The organism is Paraburkholderia sp. BGA-UO-ETr-F12 (genome assembly GCF_059567945.1).
This window is the reverse complement of the sequence record NZ_JCAQOZ010000061.1, coordinates 1-17885: the sequence shown is the minus strand read 5'-3', so window position 1 is coordinate 17885 and position 17885 is coordinate 1. Positions and strand designations below refer to the sequence as shown.

The 17885-nt window shown below is 63.8% G+C and carries 17 protein-coding genes; 10 read left to right on the top strand and 7 right to left on the bottom strand.

Translation table 11 applies throughout. The annotated features are described in order from the left end of the window. Positions 1 to 42: 42 nt before the first annotated feature. On the bottom strand, positions 43 to 519 hold the full coding sequence (moaC, locus tag AC57B6_RS29260; protein WP_046567816.1) for a cyclic pyranopterin monophosphate synthase MoaC: 477 nt from the start codon (positions 517 to 519) through the stop codon (positions 43 to 45). A 134-nt stretch (positions 520 to 653) separates the two neighbouring features. Between moaC and AC57B6_RS29255 the strand changes: the two genes are divergently transcribed. Next, the gene (locus AC57B6_RS29255; RefSeq protein WP_496422679.1) at positions 654 to 2387 is read left to right on the top strand and encodes a M48 family metalloprotease; all 1734 of its coding nucleotides are present in this window, start codon (positions 654 to 656) and stop codon (positions 2385 to 2387) included. Here the strand turns inward: AC57B6_RS29255 and AC57B6_RS29250 are convergent. The 6 genes from AC57B6_RS29250 to AC57B6_RS29225 all read right to left on the bottom strand — a co-directional run bounded on the left by AC57B6_RS29250 (position 2384) and on the right by AC57B6_RS29225 (position 7153). After that, a complete protein-coding gene (locus AC57B6_RS29250) occupies positions 2384 to 2956 on the bottom strand; it encodes a DUF2946 family protein (protein ID WP_106354224.1) in 573 nt (190 codons plus the stop codon). The two genes, AC57B6_RS29255 and AC57B6_RS29250, sit on opposite strands and share 4 nt — an antisense overlap. Continuing rightward, complete coding sequence (locus AC57B6_RS29245; protein ID WP_216750069.1) at positions 2949 to 4073, bottom strand: YheT family hydrolase; 1125 nt, start codon at positions 4071 to 4073, stop codon at positions 2949 to 2951. The genes AC57B6_RS29250 and AC57B6_RS29245 overlap by 8 nt, the downstream gene beginning before the upstream one ends. 60 nt (positions 4074 to 4133) lie before the next feature. Further along, positions 4134 to 4580, bottom strand: a complete 447-nt coding sequence (locus AC57B6_RS29240) for a nuclear transport factor 2 family protein (protein ID WP_106354229.1) — start codon at positions 4578 to 4580, stop codon at positions 4134 to 4136. Positions 4581 to 4758: 178 nt separating this feature from the next. Further along, positions 4759 to 5784 (bottom strand): lipopolysaccharide heptosyltransferase II, encoded by a 1026-nt coding sequence (gene waaF / locus AC57B6_RS29235; RefSeq protein ID WP_028196252.1) that lies wholly within the window; start codon positions 5782 to 5784, stop codon positions 4759 to 4761. 170 nt (positions 5785 to 5954) lie between these two features. After that, a complete protein-coding gene (locus AC57B6_RS29230) occupies positions 5955 to 6149 on the bottom strand; it encodes a zinc-finger domain-containing protein (protein ID WP_007180502.1) in 195 nt (64 codons plus the stop codon). 80 nt (positions 6150 to 6229) lie between these two features. Continuing rightward, positions 6230 to 7153: a branched-chain amino acid transaminase gene (locus AC57B6_RS29225; protein WP_028196251.1), complete on the bottom strand. Its 924-nt coding sequence runs from the start codon at positions 7151 to 7153 to the stop codon at positions 6230 to 6232. Between the two features lie 194 nt (positions 7154 to 7347). Here AC57B6_RS29225 and AC57B6_RS29220 point away from each other — a divergent pair, with 194 nt between their 5' ends. The 9 genes from AC57B6_RS29220 (at position 7348) to AC57B6_RS29180 (ending at position 17017) form a co-directional block, all read left to right on the top strand. After that, positions 7348 to 8094 carry an AzlC family ABC transporter permease gene (locus AC57B6_RS29220; RefSeq protein ID WP_046570126.1) on the top strand — a complete coding sequence of 249 codons (747 nt, stop codon included), beginning with the start codon at positions 7348 to 7350 and terminating at the stop codon, positions 8092 to 8094. Further along, a complete protein-coding gene (locus tag AC57B6_RS29215) occupies positions 8091 to 8414 on the top strand; it encodes an AzlD domain-containing protein (RefSeq protein ID WP_028196249.1) in 324 nt (107 codons plus the stop codon). The genes AC57B6_RS29220 and AC57B6_RS29215 overlap by 4 nt, the downstream gene beginning before the upstream one ends. A gap of 272 nt (positions 8415 to 8686) precedes the next feature. Next, positions 8687 to 9880 (top strand): phosphoglycerate kinase, encoded by a 1194-nt coding sequence (locus tag AC57B6_RS29210; protein ID WP_028196248.1) that lies wholly within the window; start codon positions 8687 to 8689, stop codon positions 9878 to 9880. Between the two features lie 415 nt (positions 9881 to 10295). Further along, on the top strand, positions 10296 to 11732 hold the full coding sequence (gene pyk / locus AC57B6_RS29205) for a pyruvate kinase (protein WP_028196247.1): 1437 nt from the start codon (positions 10296 to 10298) through the stop codon (positions 11730 to 11732). Between the two features lie 267 nt (positions 11733 to 11999). Further along, positions 12000 to 13064: a class II fructose-bisphosphate aldolase gene (gene fba, locus AC57B6_RS29200; RefSeq protein WP_028196246.1), complete on the top strand. Its 1065-nt coding sequence runs from the start codon at positions 12000 to 12002 to the stop codon at positions 13062 to 13064. A 131-nt stretch (positions 13065 to 13195) separates the two neighbouring features. Next, on the top strand, positions 13196 to 14086 hold the full coding sequence (locus tag AC57B6_RS29195; RefSeq protein ID WP_028196245.1) for a phosphoribosylaminoimidazolesuccinocarboxamide synthase: 891 nt from the start codon (positions 13196 to 13198) through the stop codon (positions 14084 to 14086). A gap of 51 nt (positions 14087 to 14137) precedes the next feature. Further along, entirely contained in the window at positions 14138 to 14656 is a 519-nt protein-coding gene (purE, locus tag AC57B6_RS29190; RefSeq protein ID WP_178369279.1) for a 5-(carboxyamino)imidazole ribonucleotide mutase, read from the top strand. 101 nt (positions 14657 to 14757) lie between these two features. Continuing rightward, positions 14758 to 15954 (top strand): 5-(carboxyamino)imidazole ribonucleotide synthase, encoded by a 1197-nt coding sequence (locus AC57B6_RS29185; RefSeq protein WP_144193296.1) that lies wholly within the window; start codon positions 14758 to 14760, stop codon positions 15952 to 15954. A 10-nt stretch (positions 15955 to 15964) separates the two neighbouring features. Beyond that, a complete protein-coding gene (locus tag AC57B6_RS29180; RefSeq protein WP_496422678.1) occupies positions 15965 to 17017 on the top strand; it encodes an L-threonylcarbamoyladenylate synthase in 1053 nt (350 codons plus the stop codon). Positions 17018 to 17885 lie beyond the last annotated feature (868 nt).

The following is a 17885-nucleotide window of genomic DNA, read 5'->3' as shown; positions in this document are numbered from 1 at the left end:
CGCAGCTTAAGAGGTGCAGCGGGGCGATGACCTTGGCCGTCGTCAACCCGCCACCCAGTCCCCCGACTTCCCGCCGTGCTTCTCCAGCACCTTCACATCGGTGATCGTCATGCCGCGATCCACCGCCTTGCACATGTCGTACACGGTCAGCAGCCCCACCTGCACCGCGGTCAGCGCTTCCATCTCCACACCCGTACGCCCCAGCGTCTCCACCTGCACCGTGCAATGCACACCGGGCAGTTTTTCATCGAGATCGAAGTCCACCTTGACTCGCGTGAGCGCGAGCGGATGACATAGCGGGATCAGATCGGCAGTGCGCTTCGAGCCTTGAATCGCGGCGATGCGTGCGATGCCGATCACGTCGCCCTTCTTGGCGTTGCCGTCGCGGATTAGCGCAAAGGTCTCCGGCAGCATGCGGATCGAGCCACGCGCGACGGCGATGCGTTTGGTCTCCTGCTTGCCGCCGACGTCCACCATATGCGCCTGGCCGGCGGCGTCGAAATGAGTGAGTTCAGGCATGGTTGGGCTCCTTCAGAGGGCGCCTATCATAGCAGTGCGGTCGGGCGGCCCGGGATGACTACAATTACCCTGTGCCCGCTATATTAGTCCGAGCGGCGGGTGTCGCTTTTCGACTTCGTCATACCGACTTCGCGATGCGTTCGAAATCGTTTCTCGCTGTGTTGTTGTCCGTCGCGCTTGCGGCTCCGCCGGGCGCGTTCGCGCAATCGCGCACCGCTTCGGATACGAGCCTCGCGCTCAGCACGCAGTCCGCGGAACCGCCGTTGGTAAGCGGTCCGGTCGAGACTTTCGCCGACCCGATCGTGCCGCCCGACATCGCTCAGGGCGTCTTTGGCGTGTATGGCGGCGCGCAGAGCCGCTTCTCCGGCAATAGCGGTGCGGCCACAGGCTGGCGCGCGCCGATCGTCACGCAGCAGTTGCCCGACCTCGGCAACGGCGGCTCCGGCTCATTGACGCCACAAGCCGAGCGCAAGCTCGGCGAGCGCGTGATGCGCGAGGTGCGCCGCGACCCCGACTATCTCGACGACTGGCTGGTGCGCGACTATCTGAACTCGGTCGCAGCAAAACTTTCCGCGGCGGCGAGCGCGCTGTACATCGGCGGCTACCGGCCGGACTTCGATCTGTTCGCGATCCGCGACCCGCAGATCAATGCCTTCTCGCTGCCGGGTGGGTTCATCGGTGTGAACACCGGTCTGATCGTGACGACGCAAACCGAGTCCGAACTCGCCTCCGTGCTCGGCCACGAGATGGGGCACGTTTTGCAGCGACATATTTCGCGGATGATCACCACCGGCGAACGCAGTTCCTATGCGGCACTTGCCGGCCTGCTATTCGGCATTGTGGCGGGCGTACTCGCACACAGCGGCGACCTGGGCAGCGCAATTGCGATCGGCGGCCAGGCCTATGCGGTCGACAACCAGTTGCGCTTCTCGCGCTCCGCCGAGCATGAAGCGGACCGCGTCGGTTTTCTGCTGCTGGCCGGCGCCGGTTACGATCCCTACGCGATGACGACGTTTTTCGGCCGTCTCGATCGCGCGGCCATGAGCGACACGGGCATCCCGGCCTACGCGCGCACTCATCCGCTGACGGGCGAACGGATTGCCGACATGGAGGATCGTGCGCGTCGCGCGCCATACCGGCAGCCGCATCAAACGCCTGAATATGGTTTTGTGCGGGCGCGGGCGCGCCTGCTGCAGGACCGCTCGCGCAGTGAATACGCCGATGAGATTTCGCGCCTGCGCTCCGAGATCGAGGACCGTACCGCGGTGAACGTCGCCGCGAACTGGTACGGGATTGCCTTTGGGCAAATGCTGCTCGAACGTTACGACGACGCGGCGGCGTCGCTGGCTGCATCGCGCTCGGCGTTTGCCACCGGTGAGCGCGGTGAGCGTGGCGAGGGCGGTGAAGGTGAGCTCATGCGCAGTTCGCCGAGTCTCGACGTGCTCGCGGCCGATCTCGCACGCCGCGCCGGGCGTGACGACGAGGCAGCGCGTCTTGCCGAGTTTGCGCAACGGCGCTGGCCGCAGTCGAACGCCGCAATCGACATGCATATCCAGACCTTGCTGACCTTGAAGCGATTTGCTGACGCGCAGGCGCTGGCTTTGAAGGAAACGCGCGCGCAACCCGATCAGCCGGCCTGGTGGTTGTATCTCGCCCAGGCCAGTGCCGGCACTGGCGATACGTTGACGCGGCGTCGGGCGCTGGCCGAGAAGTTCGCCCTCGAAGGGGCCTGGCCGTCGGCCATCCGGCAACTGAAGGAAGCGCGGGATATGAAGGACATCGGCTACTACGATCTCGCGACCGTCGATGCCCGGTTACATGAGATGGAGAGCCGCTATAAAGAGGAGCGGCTTGACGAGAAAAGCTAGGCGTTTGCTGCCGGACTCTCGACAAACCCGAATCGCGCGGCTACCTCGTTTCGCTGCACGCTCTGCAAAGGTAACTTGATGCCGTGGTTCCAGCGAAACACGCCGCTCATCGAGTCATCGCCCAGGCTTGCGTGATCGGAGAAAACCTCGAGATCGTGATCGTGCAAAACCGCGACCCTCGGCGGCGTCGAGCCATCGACGAACAGAATCCCGCCTTCATCGTCGACAAATACGGCCGTTGGCTCGAAAGTCCCACCGGCCTGGTCGGTCAGGGAAAGCTGCCCGGCGGCATCGGCTGACAACCTCACCACCCACGGCGTGTAACCCAGCTCGACATAGACCCGTTGCGGACCATTCTGAAAAAACCACTGTCCGTGTTCATCGGCGGCGTAATTCCGGTTGATAAATCCGAGCAAGGCTTCATGCCGGATCGGCGTGCCGGGCGCACCGCTGGCCTGCGCAGCTTCATCCCGCATGCGCCAGTTGCCGCGCCGGTCCAGCATCAGCCAGCCGGTGCAACTCGGCACATTGGGCCATTTGGCCAAGGCCTGCTTGACGATGTCATCCATGATCGACGTAGCGCTCCAGATAACCGAGCACGCGCCGCGACAACCAGTCGATGCGGCCCGGGAACGGCCCGGTCATAAAGCCGGCGTGGCCGCCATGCCGGGGTTGATCGAGTTCCACCGATGCCGATACCTCATGCTGCGCCGGCAACGCTTCGGCCGGCAGGAACGGGTCGTTGCGCGCGTTCAGCACCAGGGTTGGCACGGCGATGCCGTGTAGCAGCGGCCGCGTGGTCGCGGTGCTCCAGTAGTGGTTGGTATCGCGAAAGCCGTGCAGCGGCGCCGTCACCACGTTGTCGAAGTCGTACATCGTGCGGCTTGCCAGCATCGCATCGCGGTCGAACAACCCCGGAAACTGCAGCAGTTTCTGCTCGGCTTTCTGCTTCAGTGTCTTCAAAAAACTGCGCGTGTAGACCATATTGAAGCCCTGCGACAACGCGCGGCCGCCCGCGTGCACGTCGATCGGCGTTGAAATTGCCGCGGCGGCCGAGAGCACCGGCACCGCATCTTCGCGCCGTTCGCCGAGCCAGCGCAGCAGCACATTGCCGCCGAGCGACACGCCCGCCGCCACGATCGGCCCGCGATGCGTGCCGCGCAGACGGCGCAGGATCCAGTCGACTTCGTTGCTGTCGGCAAGATGATAGAAGCGCGGCAACAGGTTCAGCGATCCACTGCAACTGCGAAAGTGCGGCACGACGCCGTGCCAGCCGTACTCGCGCGCGGCCGCCATCAAGGTGGCGGCGTAGTGCGAGGCGGAACTGCCTTCCAGGCCGTGAAATAGCACGAGTAGCGGCGCGTCGTCTGCCGGTGCGCGAGGCACGGAGGGAGGGCTTAGCGCAGAGGCCGGTTGGCCGTCATGCACGACCCAATCGAGGTCGATGAAATCGCCATCCGGCGTATCCCAGCGTTCGCGCCGGAACGCGATCGCCGGACGCCGCCCGAACAGCGACGGGATAATGGTCTGCACATGCCGGTTCGGCAGCCAGAGCGGCGCGCGGTAGAGCAGATCGACAGTGCCCTCGATGCCGCGCTCGACGGCGGCTACGGCGCGCGCTGCGCCGTTAGCGGTGGATTGATCGTGTGTTGTCCCCGTGAGGGACTTTCTGCGAGGCGTACTCATGCCAGCGTCGAAGCCAAAAGGTGAAACCGGTGAAACAGGCGAAAAAATGCCCGCCGGGCGTCAGTGCAGCGACCCCTGGCCATGTCGCATCTTGGTGGCGAACTGACTGGCGGCCTCATTCGGCATCGGGCTCGCGTGAATGTGCGCAATTCGCCATTCGCCGCGCTCATGGACCATCACGTAAGTGGTGAACACCATGGTGGGCGCCGCTTTCGGATCGGCCGGGCGATGCGCCTCGGCAATGGCGTAGACGACGGTGCCGAGGCTGTCGTAGACGCGAATATCGAGCGGTTCAATTGCCACGGGCGCGGCTTCGAGCTGGATTTGCAAGCCGGCCCGAATGCTGTCGATGCCGTGCAGATGCGAGCCGTCGGCGCAAATGCAGCTCACGAACTCCTCGTCGATCCACAGGCCCATCAAACTGTCGATGTTCATCTCCGCGACGGCCTGGTAATAGGCGTTCAGCGTGTCGGCGGCGGCTTCGAAGATATGGGCAAAACGTGGCATGGCTCGTCAGTCTCTTGTGCGCGGCGCGCGGTTGCGGGGCAGCGGTCAGCGGGACAGTCCGGAGCACCGGACAATCGCACCCAAGCGCGAGAATGCCCGCGCCGCAAGGCGCGAACATGACGCAACGCGCTCGGGGGCGTGCGGTGTTGCGTGCAAGTATCAGCCGAATCAGTCTGGTTCAGCGTTGCGCAAGCAACATGCCGCGCAAATCGCCGAATACCTGCTCCGCGCTCAACTGCTTAAGGCAGTTCAGATGCCCAAGCGGGCATTCGCGCTGGAAACAGGGGCTGCATTCGAGATGGAGCCATTGTACCTTCGCAAGCTCGGACAAGGGCGGCGTGTGGCGCGGATCGGTCGAACCGTACACGGCCACCAGCGGCCGGCGCAGCGCGGCGGCCACGTGCATCAGACCGGAATCGTTGGTGACGACGGCGCTGGCCCGCGAAATCAGTGCGCAAGCCTCGCCCAGCGCGGTCTGGCCGCACAGGTTACGCACGTTCGGCGCTTTGTCGGCGATGGCCTGGGCCAGCGGCGCGTCTTTGGGCGAGCCGAGCGCGATGATCTGCGTGTACGGGAACGACTGGCCGACGATCTGCGCGAGCGCCGCGAAATGCTCGGGCGGCCAGCGCTTGGCCGGACCGTACTCGGCGCCCGGACAGAACACCAGCAGCGGCACGCGCGTATCCAGATTGAAGCGCGCCGAAACCCGCGACGCTTCGTTCAGGTCCGCGTCGAGCCGCGGCATGGGCAAGTCGTCGGGGATCTTGGCGCCTGGCGCGTAGGCGAGGGCGGCGTAGTGGCCGACCATGGGCGGGCGCTCGTCCTTGCGCGGATTCGCGTGGCGCACGTTCAGCAAGCCGTAGCGGCTTTCGCCGGTGTAGCCGATGCGCAGCGGAATGCCAGCCATCCAGGGAATCAGCGCCGATTTGAGCGAATTCGGCAGGACATAGGCCGCGTCGTAGCCGACATCGCGCAAATCGCTCGCCAGTTGCCAGCGGCGCAGCATTTGCAGCTTGCCGTGCGCGAGGTCGGTTGCGTAGACGTCGCGGATCTCGGGCATCCGTTCGAGTACGGGCGCGACCCACGTGGGCGCGACTGCGTCGATCACGATGCGCGGATGCAATTTCACGAGGCGCGCAAACAGCGGCTGCGCCATCAATGCGTCACCGATCCAGTTCGGTGCGATAACCAACGCGCGACGCATCAGAGTGAGTGTCCGGTGTCGAAACGAAGCGCCGCGCGCGTCATGCGCGTGGCGTTCGGAGGGGTAAATGGGAATAAGCCGCGCGCCGCGGGGCGCGAGCCCGGCAAAGCCGGACGCGCCGCAGCGGCGGCAAGCGTGTCGCGCTCAGTGGTCTGGCCCAGTGCTCGGGTTTAGTGACCCTTGACCACTTCGCCGTCGCGCAGCTTGTAGCGCGTGCTGCAATACGGGCATTTGGCTTCGCCGTGCGTGACGTCGATAAAGACACGCGGATGCGCGCTCCAGCGCGGCATCGCGGGATTCGGGCAATACGCCGGCAGGTCTTTTGCCGACAGTTCGACCAGCGGCATTTCCTTGATTTCGCTCATGAGGACTTTCTCGTTGTATGCAGGGTGCGTACGTTGCGCCGGCAAAAAGGCCCGGGGCCAAAGGGCCGGCGCAGCGCGCGTTAGATCTTGGTCAGCCAGTGCGCGTACTTGTCGCTCTTGCCGTTCACGATATCGAAGAAGCCCGCTTGCAGCTTCTCCGTGATCGGGCCGCGTGCACCCGAACCGATCGTGCGGTTGTCGAGTTCGCGGATCGGCGTGACTTCGGCGGCTGTGCCAGTGAAGAACGCTTCGTCGCAGGTGTAGACCTCGTCGCGCGTGATGCGCTTTTCGATCACCTGGATGCCCGCGTCGCGCGCCAGCGTGATGACCGTGTCGCGCGTGATGCCGTCGAGGCACGACGACAGATCCGGCGTGTACAGCTTGCCGTTGTTCACGAGGAAGAAGTTCTCGCCGGAGCCTTCCGACACGTAGCCGTCCACGTCCAGCAGCAGCGCTTCGTCGTAACCGTCGGCAATCGCTTCCTGGTTGGCGAGGATCGAGTTCACGTACCAGCCCGACGCCTTGGCGCGGACCATGGACACATTCACGTGATGGCGCGTGAACGACGAGGTCTTCACGCGGATGCCCTTGGCGATCCCGTCTTCACCGAGGTAAGCGCCCCACGGCCAGGCGGCGATCGCCACGTGGATCGTGTTGCCCTTGGCCGACACGCCGAGCTTTTCCGAGCCGACCCAGATGATCGGGCGCAGGTAGCAGGATTCCAGCTTGTTTTCGCGGACCACTTCGCGCTGCGCGGCTGCCAGCGTTTCATGGTCGAACGGCACGTCCATCTGGAAGATCTTGGCCGAGTTCAGCAGGCGCTTGGTGTGTTCCTGGAGGCGGAAAATCGCCGTGCCTCCGTCTGCCGTCTTGTAGGCGCGGACGCCTTCGAAAACGCCCATGCCGTAATGCAGCGTGTGGGTCAGCACGTGGATCTTGGCGTCGCGCCAGTCGATGAGCTTGCCATCCATCCAGATCTTGCCGTCGCGGTCGGCCATTGACATAAGATTCTCCAGCGGGTGCGGTGAAAGAGCGTCATTTTAGCTTCTTTTGCACACGAAACGGGCATTTGGCCGCACGTCGGGCGCTATAATTCGGCGCACGCATAATTCAAATCCGGATGCGCCAGCGGGTGCTTGACGACCTGGCGCCGACTTCCCTTCGTTGCGGCGCTGCCTCGCGCCCGCGCTTCGCCTTCATGCTCGCTCGCCTGTCAGATATCGATCGCCGCGCCTTCCGTCAGGGCGCGCGCGACTATTCGCCCACGCTCATGGCGATATTCTCCTGGGGCCTCGTGACTGGCATTGCGATGAGCAAGTCCGTGCTCACCGTGCCGCAGGCGCTCACCATGTCGCTGCTGTGCTACGCCGGTTCCTCGCAATTGGCCGTGTTGCCGTTGCTGGCCGCCAAGCTGCCAATGTGGACGGTATTGCTGACCGCCGCCATGGTCAATACGCGTTTCGTGATCTTCAGCGCCGGGCTCGCGCCGCATTTCTCGTATCTGCCGATGTGGCGGCGCATCGTGCTGGGCTACTTCAACGGCGACGTGATCTATCTGCTGTTCCAGAAGAAGAGCTTTCAGACGGGTTATGTACCGGGCAAGGAGGCGTACTTCTGGGGCATGGCGGCGTGCAGCTGGCTGTCGTGGCAGGTCTCGTCGATCGTCGGCATCCTGCTGGCGAGCCTGATTCCGGACAACTGGGGCCTCGCGCTCGCGGGCACGCTGGCGCTGCTGCCCATCATGGTGTCGGCGATCGCCAACCGTTCCACGCTGGTCGCCGTCAGCATCGCCGGCCTCGTTTCGCTGCTCGCTTTCGACCTGCCGTACCGGCTCGCGCTGCCGCTGGCCGTGATCGCGGCGATTATCGCGGGCAGTGCCGCCGACCTGATGGTCGAGCGTGCCGACTTGCGCCGCATCCGTAACAGCGCCGGAGATTCCCCATGACATCCACGCAGATCTGGCTGGCCATTATCGGCATGACTTTCGTCACCGCCGTGACACGCGCCATGTTTCTAATCGGCGGCGAGCGCACGGTGTTGCCGGAGCGTGTGCAGCGGATGCTGCGCTATGCGCCGGCCGCGGCGCTCGCCGCCGTGGTGTTGCCCGATGTGCTGGCGACGCCGGAGGGGCTCTCGTTCGCGCCGTCGAACCATGAGTTTTACGCGACGCTGTCCGGTCTCGTGTGGTTTTTGTGGCGGCGCACCATGCTCGGTACGATTGTCGTGGGAATGGTTGTATTCACGCTCTTGCGCCTCTTTGTGTAATTGACCGGAGCGGAAATGCTGCGTTGCGGCATGCGCGGCGCATCCTCCAAATACGGGACATTCGCCTCGTCGCGGGTCAGAAGGCAGTGGGGATCAGTTAAAATGCTCGTTTCCGGGATAACCGCGCCGCTGCATGGCGCGACAGCCGCGGCCTTGTCGCCGGCACCCGATTCAGTGGAGCCGCTGCCGTGCCGAAGCGCTGGTGTTTGCCGCGCCAGGTTGCTGGCGCGTCATCCACCACCGCCTTCTCATCAACTCGCACATACACGCCCATGAACAAGGTATTGCGTCTCTCCGATCTGATCGCCGAAGGCAAGCTATCCGGCAAACGCGTGTTCATCCGCGCCGATCTGAACGTGCCGCAGGACGATCAAGGCAACATCACCGAAGACACCCGCATCCGCGCCTCCGTGCCGGCGATCAAGGCCGCGCTGGACGCTGGCGCCGCTGTCATGGTCACGTCGCACCTGGGCCGTCCGACCGAAGGCGACTTCAAGCCGGAAGACTCGCTCGCGCCGGTCGCGAAGCGTCTCGCCGAGTTGCTCGGCCGTGACGTGCCGCTGGTTGCGAACTGGGTCGAAAACGGCGTGAACGTGGCGCCGGGTCAGGTCGTGTTGCTGGAAAACTGCCGCGTCAACAAGGGCGAAAAGAAGGATTCCGACGAGCTCGCGCAGAAAATGGCGAAGCTTTGCGACATCTACGTGAACGATGCATTCGGCACTGCGCACCGCGCCGAAGCCACCACGCACGGAATTGCGAAGTACGCGCCGGTCGCCTGTGCCGGCCCGCTGCTGGCCGCTGAGCTCGAAGCGCTCGGCAAGGCGCTGGGCGCGCCGAAGCGTCCGCTGGTGGCGATCGTCGCCGGCTCGAAGGTGTCCACCAAGCTGACCATTCTGAAGTCGCTCGCCGACAAGGTCGATCAGTTGATCGTCGGCGGCGGCATCGCCAATACGTTCATGCTGGCGGCCGGCCTGAAGATCGGCAAGTCGCTCGCCGAAGCCGATCTGGTCAACGAAGCCAAAGCCATCATCGACGCGGCGAAAGCCCGCGGCGCCTCGGTGCCGATTCCGACCGACGTGGTCACCGCGAAAGAATTCTCGCCGACCGCCAAGGCCGAAGTGAAGGCCGTCGCCGACGTGCAGGACGACGACCTGATCCTCGACATCGGACCGGAAACCGCCAAAGTGCTCGCCGCACAACTGGAAAAAGCCGGCACGATTGTGTGGAACGGCCCGGTCGGTGTGTTCGAATTCGACCAGTTCGGCAACGGCACGAGGACCCTGGCTGACGCCATCGCCAAATCGTCGGCGTTCTCGATTGCCGGCGGCGGCGATACGCTGGCGGCGATTGCCAAGTACGGCATTCACGACAAGGTCAGCTATATCTCGACGGGCGGCGGCGCCTTCCTCGAGTTCCTCGAGGGCAAGACGCTGCCGGCGGTCGCTGTTCTGGAATCGCGGGCTTAACGTGGCGACGCGCTCCCCCTCGGCGAAGTCTGCAAAAGCGCGCGGCGGCAAGCCGCGCAATACCGCAGCAGCAACGGCAGGGGAGCGCGAAGCGCGCTCCGCCGCCCCGGCAGCGGTGACCACCCAGCAGGAAGAATCCGGGTCGCCCCTCGCGCTCGCGGAGTTGACCACTGCCGGCGAGGCAGCGGAGTTGTCCACCGGACAATCCGCCCACTCAGCGGCAGAACTCCCGGACGCAGAGGTCGCACCGGTACCCCCACCGGCACCCCCCGTGCTGGTGTCGAACACCGCTTCACCCCATAAAGCGACGCTGGTTTCAACCGGCGCGCAGCCCCCCGTAGCACCCTTCGGTGCGCAGCCTCCGCATCCGACTCGCAGCGCTCATTCCAGCGATCCCATCCAGACGAGGAGACTCATGCATCGCGCTACCAAGATTGTCGCTACCATCGGACCGGCTTCCAGTACGCCGGAAATCCTGCTGCAAATGATTCGGGCAGGGTTGGACGTGGTGCGGCTCAATTTCTCGCACGGCACCGCCGACGACCACCGCCAGCGCGCCGAATTCGTGCGCGAGGCGGCCCGCCAGGCCGGCCGTGAAGTTGCCATCATGGCTGACCTGCAAGGCCCGAAGATTCGGGTCGGCAAATTCGAAAACGGCAAGACCACGCTCGTTCCCGGCAATTCGTTCATCCTCGACGCCGAGTGCGAACTCGGCAACGACGAGCGCGTCGGTCTCGACTACAAGGATCTGCCGCGCGACCTGAAACCGGGCGACGTGCTGTTGCTGAACGACGGTCTGATCGTGCTCGACGTCGTGCGCGTGCTCGGCAGCGAGATCCACACCACCGTGAAGGTCGGCGGCGATCTGTCGAACAACAAGGGTATCAACCGCCAGGGCGGTGGCCTGACGGCACCGGCCCTGACGGCCAAAGATATGGAAGACATCCGCACGGCGATGTCGCTCGGCGTGGATTATGTCGCGGTGTCGTTCCCCAAGAACGCCACCGACATGGAAATGGCCCGTCAGCTCGCGAACATCGCGGGCGCGCCCTACGGCATCAAGCCGAAGATGATCGCGAAGATCGAGCGCGCGGAAGCGATTCCGGCGCTGCAAGGCATCCTCGACGCATCGGACGGCATCATGGTGGCGCGCGGCGATCTGGCCGTGGAAGTGGGGAATGCCGCAGTTCCCGCGCTGCAAAAGCGCATGATTCGTATGGCGCGTGAATCGAACAAGTTCGTGATCACCGCGACCCAGATGATGGAATCGATGATCTACGCGCCGGTGCCGACCCGCGCGGAAGTGTCGGACGTTGCCAACGCGGTGCTCGACGGCACCGACGCGGTAATGCTGTCGGCCGAATCCGCAGCGGGCAAGTACCCGGTGCAGACCATCGAGACGATGGCGGCGATCTGCCTCGAAGCCGAGAAGTCGGAACAGTCGGAGCTGGACAAGGATTTCCTCGACCGCACGTTCACGCGGATCGACCAGTCGATCGCGATGGGCGCGCTGTTCACGGCGTTCCATCTCGGTGCGAAGGCGATTGTCGCGTTGACCGAGTCGGGATCGACCGCGCTGTGGATGTCGCGTCACTGGACGCATGTGCCGATTTTCGCGCTCACGCCGCGTGTCGGCAGCGAGCGGGCAATGGCGATTTATCGCAATGTCACGTCGCTGCATCTGGACACCAGCACCGATCGCGACACGGCCTTGCAGCAGGCGCTGGAAACCGTGGTCAGCAAGGGCTACGCGTCGCGCGGCGATATGGTGGTGCTGACCGTCGGCGAGCCGATGGGTCAGGCAGGCGGCACGAATACGCTGAAGATCGTGCGCGTCGGCGAGCCGTATTGATTCGTGGTGTACCGCTCGATCGGCACGGACTGGGTGGGACTGGAGCAGGAGCTAAAGCGCCAACTCTGGTCAACGAAGTTTTGATGAGCGAAGCAGGTTGTCATGCCCCGCGAGAGGCGGCGCACAGACTCCAATTGCGCATGCGGTAAAGGTCCGCAGGCAGTGCGCTTTAGGGAATGTGTGACGGGTATGCAGCTTGCTTCGCGATAAAATCGCCATACAAGATGCCGACGGCACAGAATTCGTTTCAATCTAAGGAGTTACAGCATGCCTCTCGTATCAATGCGTCAACTGCTGGACCATGCCGCCGAAAACGGCTATGGCATCCCGGCATTCAACGTGAACAATCTGGAGCAGGTGCAGGCCATCATGGCCGCGGCCGACAAGGTCAATGCCCCGGTCATCATGCAGGCGTCGGCCGGCGCGCGTAAGTACGCGGGTGAGCCGTTCCTGCGTCACCTGATCGAAGCCGCCGTCGAGTCGTATCCGCATATTCCGGTCGTGATGCACCAGGATCACGGCCAGTCGCCGGCGGTCTGTATGGCGGCGATCCGCAGCGGGTTCACCAGCGTGATGATGGACGGTTCGCTCGAAGCCGACGGCAAGACGGTCGCCTCGTACGAATACAACGTCGAAGTCTCGCGCAAAGTGGTTGAAGCGGCGCATTCGATCGGCATCACGGTGGAAGCGGAACTGGGCGTGCTCGGTTCGCTGGAAACCATGAAGGGCGACAAGGAAGACGGCCACGGCGCGGAAGGCACGATGACCCGCGAACAACTGCTGACCGACCCGGAGCAGGCTGCCGACTTCGTCAAGCAGACGCAATGCGACGCCCTGGCGATCGCGATCGGCACGTCGCACGGCGCGTACAAGTTCAGCAAGAAGCCCACGGGCGACATTCTGTCGATCCAGCGCATCAAGGAAATTCATCAGCGCATTCCGAACACGCACCTGGTGATGCACGGTTCGTCGTCGGTGCCGCAGGAACTGCTCGCGGAAATCCGCGAATTCGGCGGCGACATGAAGGAAACCTACGGCGTGCCGGTCGAAGAAATTCAGGAAGGCATCAAGCACGGCGTGCGCAAGGTCAATATCGACACCGACTTGCGTCTGGCGATCACCGGCGCGATCCGCCGCTACATGGCGACCAATCCGGGCAAGTTCGATCCGCGCGACTACCTGAAGCCGGCGCGCGAAGCCGCGATGAAGATCTGTCTCGAGCGCTTCACCCAATTTGGCTGCGAAGGCCAGGCAGGCAAGATCAAGCCGGTTTCGCTTGATAAAATCGCGGAGAAGTACAAATCGGGCGAGCTCGCGCAAGTTGTCCGCTAAGCTATAAACAGGCTCTGCACCTGGCCGATTGGCCAGGTTGTCGTTCGATCGCCGTTCCCGCATCATCCGGGGAACGGCGTTTCCCTTTTGTTCCGGTCCCATTTTTGCCCCACTTTTAGCGAACCACGACGATGTCTACCCTTTACGAATCCACGCTCCACTCGCTGCCGCTGCTCGGCCGCGGAAAAGTCCGCGACAACTATGCGGTGGGCAACGACCAGTTGCTGATCGTCACGACCGACCGTCTGTCGGCGTTCGACGTCATCATGGGCGAGCCGATTCCGAACAAGGGCCGCGTGCTCAACGAAATGGCGAACTTCTGGTTCGAGAAGCTCAAGCACGTGGTGCCGAATCACCTCACGGGCGTGGCGCCCGAATCCGTGGTGGCGGCTGACGAGGTCGAGCAGGTCAAGGGCCGCGCGGTGGTGGTGAAGCGCCTCGAGCCGATCCTCGTCGAGGCGGTGGTGCGCGGCTATCTGGCCGGCAGCGGCTGGAAAGACTACCAGGCAACCGGTTCGGTATGCGGTGTTGAACTGCCGCCCGGTCTGCAGAACGCACAAAAGCTGCCTGAGCCGATTTTCACGCCGGCAGCCAAGGCCGAAATGGGCCATCACGACGAAAACATCACGTACAACGAGATGGAGCGCCGCATCGGCACCGAACTGTCGGCCACGATCCGCGACATCTCGATCAAGCTGTACAAGGAAGCTGCGGATTATGCCGCCACGCGCGGCATCATCATCGCGGATACGAAGTTCGAATTCGGTCTGGACAACCACGGCCAGCTATATCTGATGGACGAAGCACTGACCGCCGATTCGTCGCGCTTCTGGCCGGCCGACCAGTATCAGGTCGGCACCAACCCGCCGTCGTTCGACAAGCAGTTCGTGCGCGACTGGCTCGAAACCCAACCGTGGAAGAAAGAGCCGCCCGCACCGAAGCTGCCGGACGACGTGGTCACGAAGACGGGCGAGAAATATCAGGAAGCGCTCGAACGCCTGACCGGACACAAGCTCGCTTGATTACGCGCACCTGTTCGACCCGCACAGCTTGAGAAACAAGGAAGCCGTAAGATGAGTGAAGTCCAGACTGCCCATATGCATGACGCGCCTGTTGTCGGCGTGCTGATGGGTTCCAGTTCCGACTGGGAAGTAATGAAGAACGCCGTCGCGATCCTGCAGGAATTCGGTGTGCCGTACGAAGCCAAGGTGGTGTCCGCGCACCGCATGCCCGACGAGATGTTTGAGTACGCCGAGCGCGCACGGGAGCGCGGCATTCGCGCGATCATCGCGGGTGCGGGCGGTGCAGCGCATCTGCCGGGCATGCTGGCCGCCAAGACCACGGTGCCGGTACTCGGCGTGCCGGTGGCGAGCAAGTATCTGAAGGGTGTCGATTCGTTGCACTCCATCGTGCAGATGCCCAAGGGCGTGCCGGTTGCCACGTTTGCCATCGGCGAGGCGGGCGCGGCGAATGCGGCGCTGTTCGCGGTGTCGATTCTGAGCGGCACGAGCAGCGACTATGTGGAGAAGCTGGCGGCGTTCCGCGTGCGCCAGAACGCAGCGGCCCACGCCATGGTGCTGCCGGCGCTGTGAGCGCCAAGGCTGATTGCTTTTAGACGTCCCTCTGTCTGACCCTCGGCCGGATGCCGCTATTGCACGTTTTGCAGCGCATCCGGCCGCGACCGACCACTAAGATGAATCCAGACAACACACCGGTTTCACCGATTCTGCCCGGCGCATGGCTTGGCATGGTCGGTGGCGGCCAGCTTGGCCGCATGTTCTGCTTTGCCGCTCAGGCGATGGGCTATCGCGTCGCCGTGCTCGACCCGGACGAAAGCAGTCCCGCGGGCACCGTGGCCGACCGCCATATCCGCGCGTCTTACGACGACGAAGCGTCGCTCACCGAACTCGCGCGGCTGTGCGCGGCGGTGTCGACTGAGTTCGAAAACGTGCCGGCCACGAGTCTCGATTTCCTCGCCAAAACCACGTTTGTGAGCCCGGCCGGCCGCTGCGTCGCCGTGGCGCAGGACCGGATCGCCGAGAAGCGCTTTATCGCGTCGTCGGGCGTGACGGTGGCGCCGCACGTGGTGATCGAATCGTCGGACGCGCTCGCCGCGCTTGACGATGCGAAGCTCGAAGCGGTGCTGCCCGGCATTCTCAAGACCGCTCGGATGGGCTACGACGGCAAAGGCCAGATCCGTGTGCGCAACGCCGAGGAAGTGCGCGAGGCGCATGCGTCGCTCGCGGGCGTGCCGTGCGTGCTGGAAAAACGCTTGCCGTTGAAGTTCGAAGTGTCCTCGCTGATCGCGCGCGCGGCGAGCGGCGCGTCGGTCGTATATCCGCTTGCGCAGAACACGCATCGTGACGGCGTGCTGTCGCACACCATCGTGCCCGCGCCGGATGCAAACCCGACGCTGGTCGAGCAGGCGCAACAGGCTGCGCTGCAAATCGCGGACAAGCTCGGCTATGTCGGCGTGCTGTGCGTCGAGTTCTTCATTCTCGAAGACGGATCGCTCGTCGCCAACGAAATGGCGCCGCGTCCGCACAACTCCGGCCACTACACGGTCGATGCGTGCGCGACCAGCCAGTTCGAACAGCAGGTTCGGGCAATGACCGGTATGCCGCTGGGCGACACGCGCCAGCATTCGCCGGCCGTGATGCTGAACATTCTCGGCGACGTCTGGTTCCCGGACGGCCCGAAGGGCGCATCGGTCACGCCGCCGTGGCACGAAGTCGCTGCGATGCCGGCGGCGCGTCTACATCTGTACGGCAAGGAAGAAGCACGTTGCGGGCGCAAGATGGGCCACGTGAACTTCACGTCCGCGACGCTTGAAGAAGCCCGCACGGCGGCGCGCGATTGCGCGCGGCTCCTGCATATCGTCACGAGCTGACGCGAACGCTATGCCGGATCAAAGCAAACCTGTCGAAGCTGGCGCCGCGAGCGTCTTGCCGGTGAGTGCCGCGCAGATCGAGCACGCTGCCGCGCTGCTCGATGCGGGCGGCCTCGTCGCGTTCCCGACGGAGACGGTCTACGGACTTGGCGGCGACGCCGAGAATCCGGATGCGGTTGCGCGTATTTACGCGGCGAAGGGCAGGCCGGCGAATCATCCGGTGATCGTGCATCTGGCGCCGCAGGGCGACCCGAACTATTGGGTCGAGCATTTGCCGGCTGAGGCGCAGCGGTTGATCGACGCGTTCTGGCCGGGGCCGCTCACGTTGATCCTGAAGCGGGCGGCGCGAATCAATGCGGCGGTGAGCGGCGGGCAGGATTCAGTGGGCTTGCGTTGCCCGTCGCATCCGGTTGCTCAGGCTCTGCTGGAGGCGTTTAGCGCGTTGCGTGGCGGGCATGGTGGGGTGGCTGCGCCGTCGGCGAATCGTTTTGGTCATGTGAGCCCGACCACGGCGCAACATGTGCGCGACGAGTTTGGCGGTGCGATTCACGTGCTGGACGGTGGTGCGTCGGAGGTCGGGATCGAGTCGACGATTCTCGATTTGTCGCGCGGGTTTCCGGCGCTGTTGCGGCCTGGGCGAGTCACGCCGCAGGATATCGCCGACGTGCTCGGCGAGGCGCCCCGTTTGCCGGATGGGTCGGATGCGACGGCTCCACGTGCATCGGGTACGTTGAAGGCGCACTATGCGCCGCGCACGCCGTTGGCGTTGTTGCCTTTTGATGCCTTGCAGGCTTTGCTTGCGGCGCGTCGGGGCGACGAACGCGTGGCTCTTGTGGCGCGGGTTTCTCGCGCGGGCGAGTGGGCTCATGCTGAGGGAGTGCATTTCATTGCTGCGCCTGAGGATCCGCATGTTTATGCGCGTGAGTTGTATGGGTTGCTTAGAGCGCTGGATCGCGCGGACGTGACGCGGATTTTGATCGAGAAGTTGCCGGATACGATTGAGTGGATTGCTGTTAATGACAGGTTAGGGCGGGCTGCGGCTGCGTTTGAAGCGCAGACTTAGGGGTGGGGCCTGCTCGGCGGTTTGGTTGTTGATCTGGATTTTGGGCGGTGCCTTGCTGGGTTCGTGGTGTGTTTGGCGTTGCCCTTCTGGTCTTTTGGCCTTTCCTTGAATTGTTAGTGGTCTATTAGCGTTGCCCCTGTGCGGGGCGGCACCTACTTTTCTTTGCCTGCCGCAAAGAAAAGTAGGCAAAAGAAAGCGGCTCACACCGCTAATTTTTAAGCGGGTCCCCCGCACAGCCGCGGTAGTGGTGCATCTGGAATCCGTCCCCTCGCACACTCCGCGCCGTTGACAAAGGACTCATCAGCTCCCACTCCGCACTGCGTGCGTCGCGGACGGGTCTGCCAGGGAAACCTGCGGGTTTGCTCCGCGCAGCGGGACCCGTCGGCTTCGCCTCGGCGAGGCGCCCCCGCTCTGGTTGGCCAATCCCATTTCAAATGAATGTCGGTACATCGATTTCGCTATCGCGATTGTGCTTCCAGCAGCGATGTAACGACGAGTGGGGGGGGGCGGACCAAACCGCGGAAGCGAAAATCCGGCGGGCGATTTTATGAACCGGGTATCGGCGCGCGCAGCGCCGCCGGAGGTATGACTGCCTTGTCACTAAGGTGGAGTGTGCGAGGCGACAGATTCCAGATGCACCACTACCGCGACTGTGCGGGGGACCCGCTTAAGAATTAGCGGTGTGAGCCGCTTTCTTTTGCCTACTTTTCTTTGCGGCAGGCAAAGAAAAGTAGGTGCCGCCCCGCACGAACCTGTCCGCATTTTTGTGTGCGAGGCGGTTAGCGGAGTTACCCGCGTGCGTTGGTAAAACGCTCTCCAAACAGAATCGCGAACTGGTTCATGGCTGAGGACCAGTCGAATGCCGCCC

Excerpts from the sequence above, each read along its gene's own strand:
- AC57B6_RS29250 (WP_106354224.1), bottom strand. The coding sequence starts at position 2,956 with ATGGATGACATCGTCAAGCAGGCCTTGGCCAAATGGCCCAATGTGCCG.
- AC57B6_RS29195 (WP_028196245.1), top strand. The coding sequence starts at position 13,196 with ATGTCTACCCTTTACGAATCCACGCTCCACTCGCTGCCGCTGCTCGGC.
- AC57B6_RS29220 (WP_046570126.1), top strand. The coding sequence starts at position 7,348 with ATGCTCGCTCGCCTGTCAGATATCGATCGCCGCGCCTTCCGTCAGGGC.
- AC57B6_RS29245 (WP_216750069.1), bottom strand. The coding sequence starts at position 4,073 with ATGAGTACGCCTCGCAGAAAGTCCCTCACGGGGACAACACACGATCAA.
- moaC (WP_046567816.1), bottom strand. The coding sequence starts at position 519 with ATGCCTGAACTCACTCATTTCGACGCCGCCGGCCAGGCGCATATGGTG.
- waaF (WP_028196252.1), bottom strand. The coding sequence starts at position 5,784 with ATGCGTCGCGCGTTGGTTATCGCACCGAACTGGATCGGTGACGCATTG.
- AC57B6_RS29185 (WP_144193296.1), top strand. The coding sequence starts at position 14,758 with ATGAATCCAGACAACACACCGGTTTCACCGATTCTGCCCGGCGCATGG.
- AC57B6_RS29210 (WP_028196248.1), top strand. The coding sequence starts at position 8,687 with ATGAACAAGGTATTGCGTCTCTCCGATCTGATCGCCGAAGGCAAGCTA.
- AC57B6_RS29255 (WP_496422679.1), top strand. The coding sequence starts at position 654 with ATGCGTTCGAAATCGTTTCTCGCTGTGTTGTTGTCCGTCGCGCTTGCG.
- pyk (WP_028196247.1), top strand. The coding sequence starts at position 10,296 with ATGCATCGCGCTACCAAGATTGTCGCTACCATCGGACCGGCTTCCAGT.
- AC57B6_RS29225 (WP_028196251.1), bottom strand. The coding sequence starts at position 7,153 with ATGTCAATGGCCGACCGCGACGGCAAGATCTGGATGGATGGCAAGCTC.
- AC57B6_RS29215 (WP_028196249.1), top strand. The coding sequence starts at position 8,091 with ATGACATCCACGCAGATCTGGCTGGCCATTATCGGCATGACTTTCGTC.
- purE (WP_178369279.1), top strand. The coding sequence starts at position 14,138 with ATGAGTGAAGTCCAGACTGCCCATATGCATGACGCGCCTGTTGTCGGC.
- AC57B6_RS29180 (WP_496422678.1), top strand. The coding sequence starts at position 15,965 with ATGCCGGATCAAAGCAAACCTGTCGAAGCTGGCGCCGCGAGCGTCTTG.
- AC57B6_RS29240 (WP_106354229.1), bottom strand. The coding sequence starts at position 4,580 with ATGCCACGTTTTGCCCATATCTTCGAAGCCGCCGCCGACACGCTGAAC.
- fba (WP_028196246.1), top strand. The coding sequence starts at position 12,000 with ATGCCTCTCGTATCAATGCGTCAACTGCTGGACCATGCCGCCGAAAAC.
- AC57B6_RS29230 (WP_007180502.1), bottom strand. The coding sequence starts at position 6,149 with ATGAGCGAAATCAAGGAAATGCCGCTGGTCGAACTGTCGGCAAAAGAC.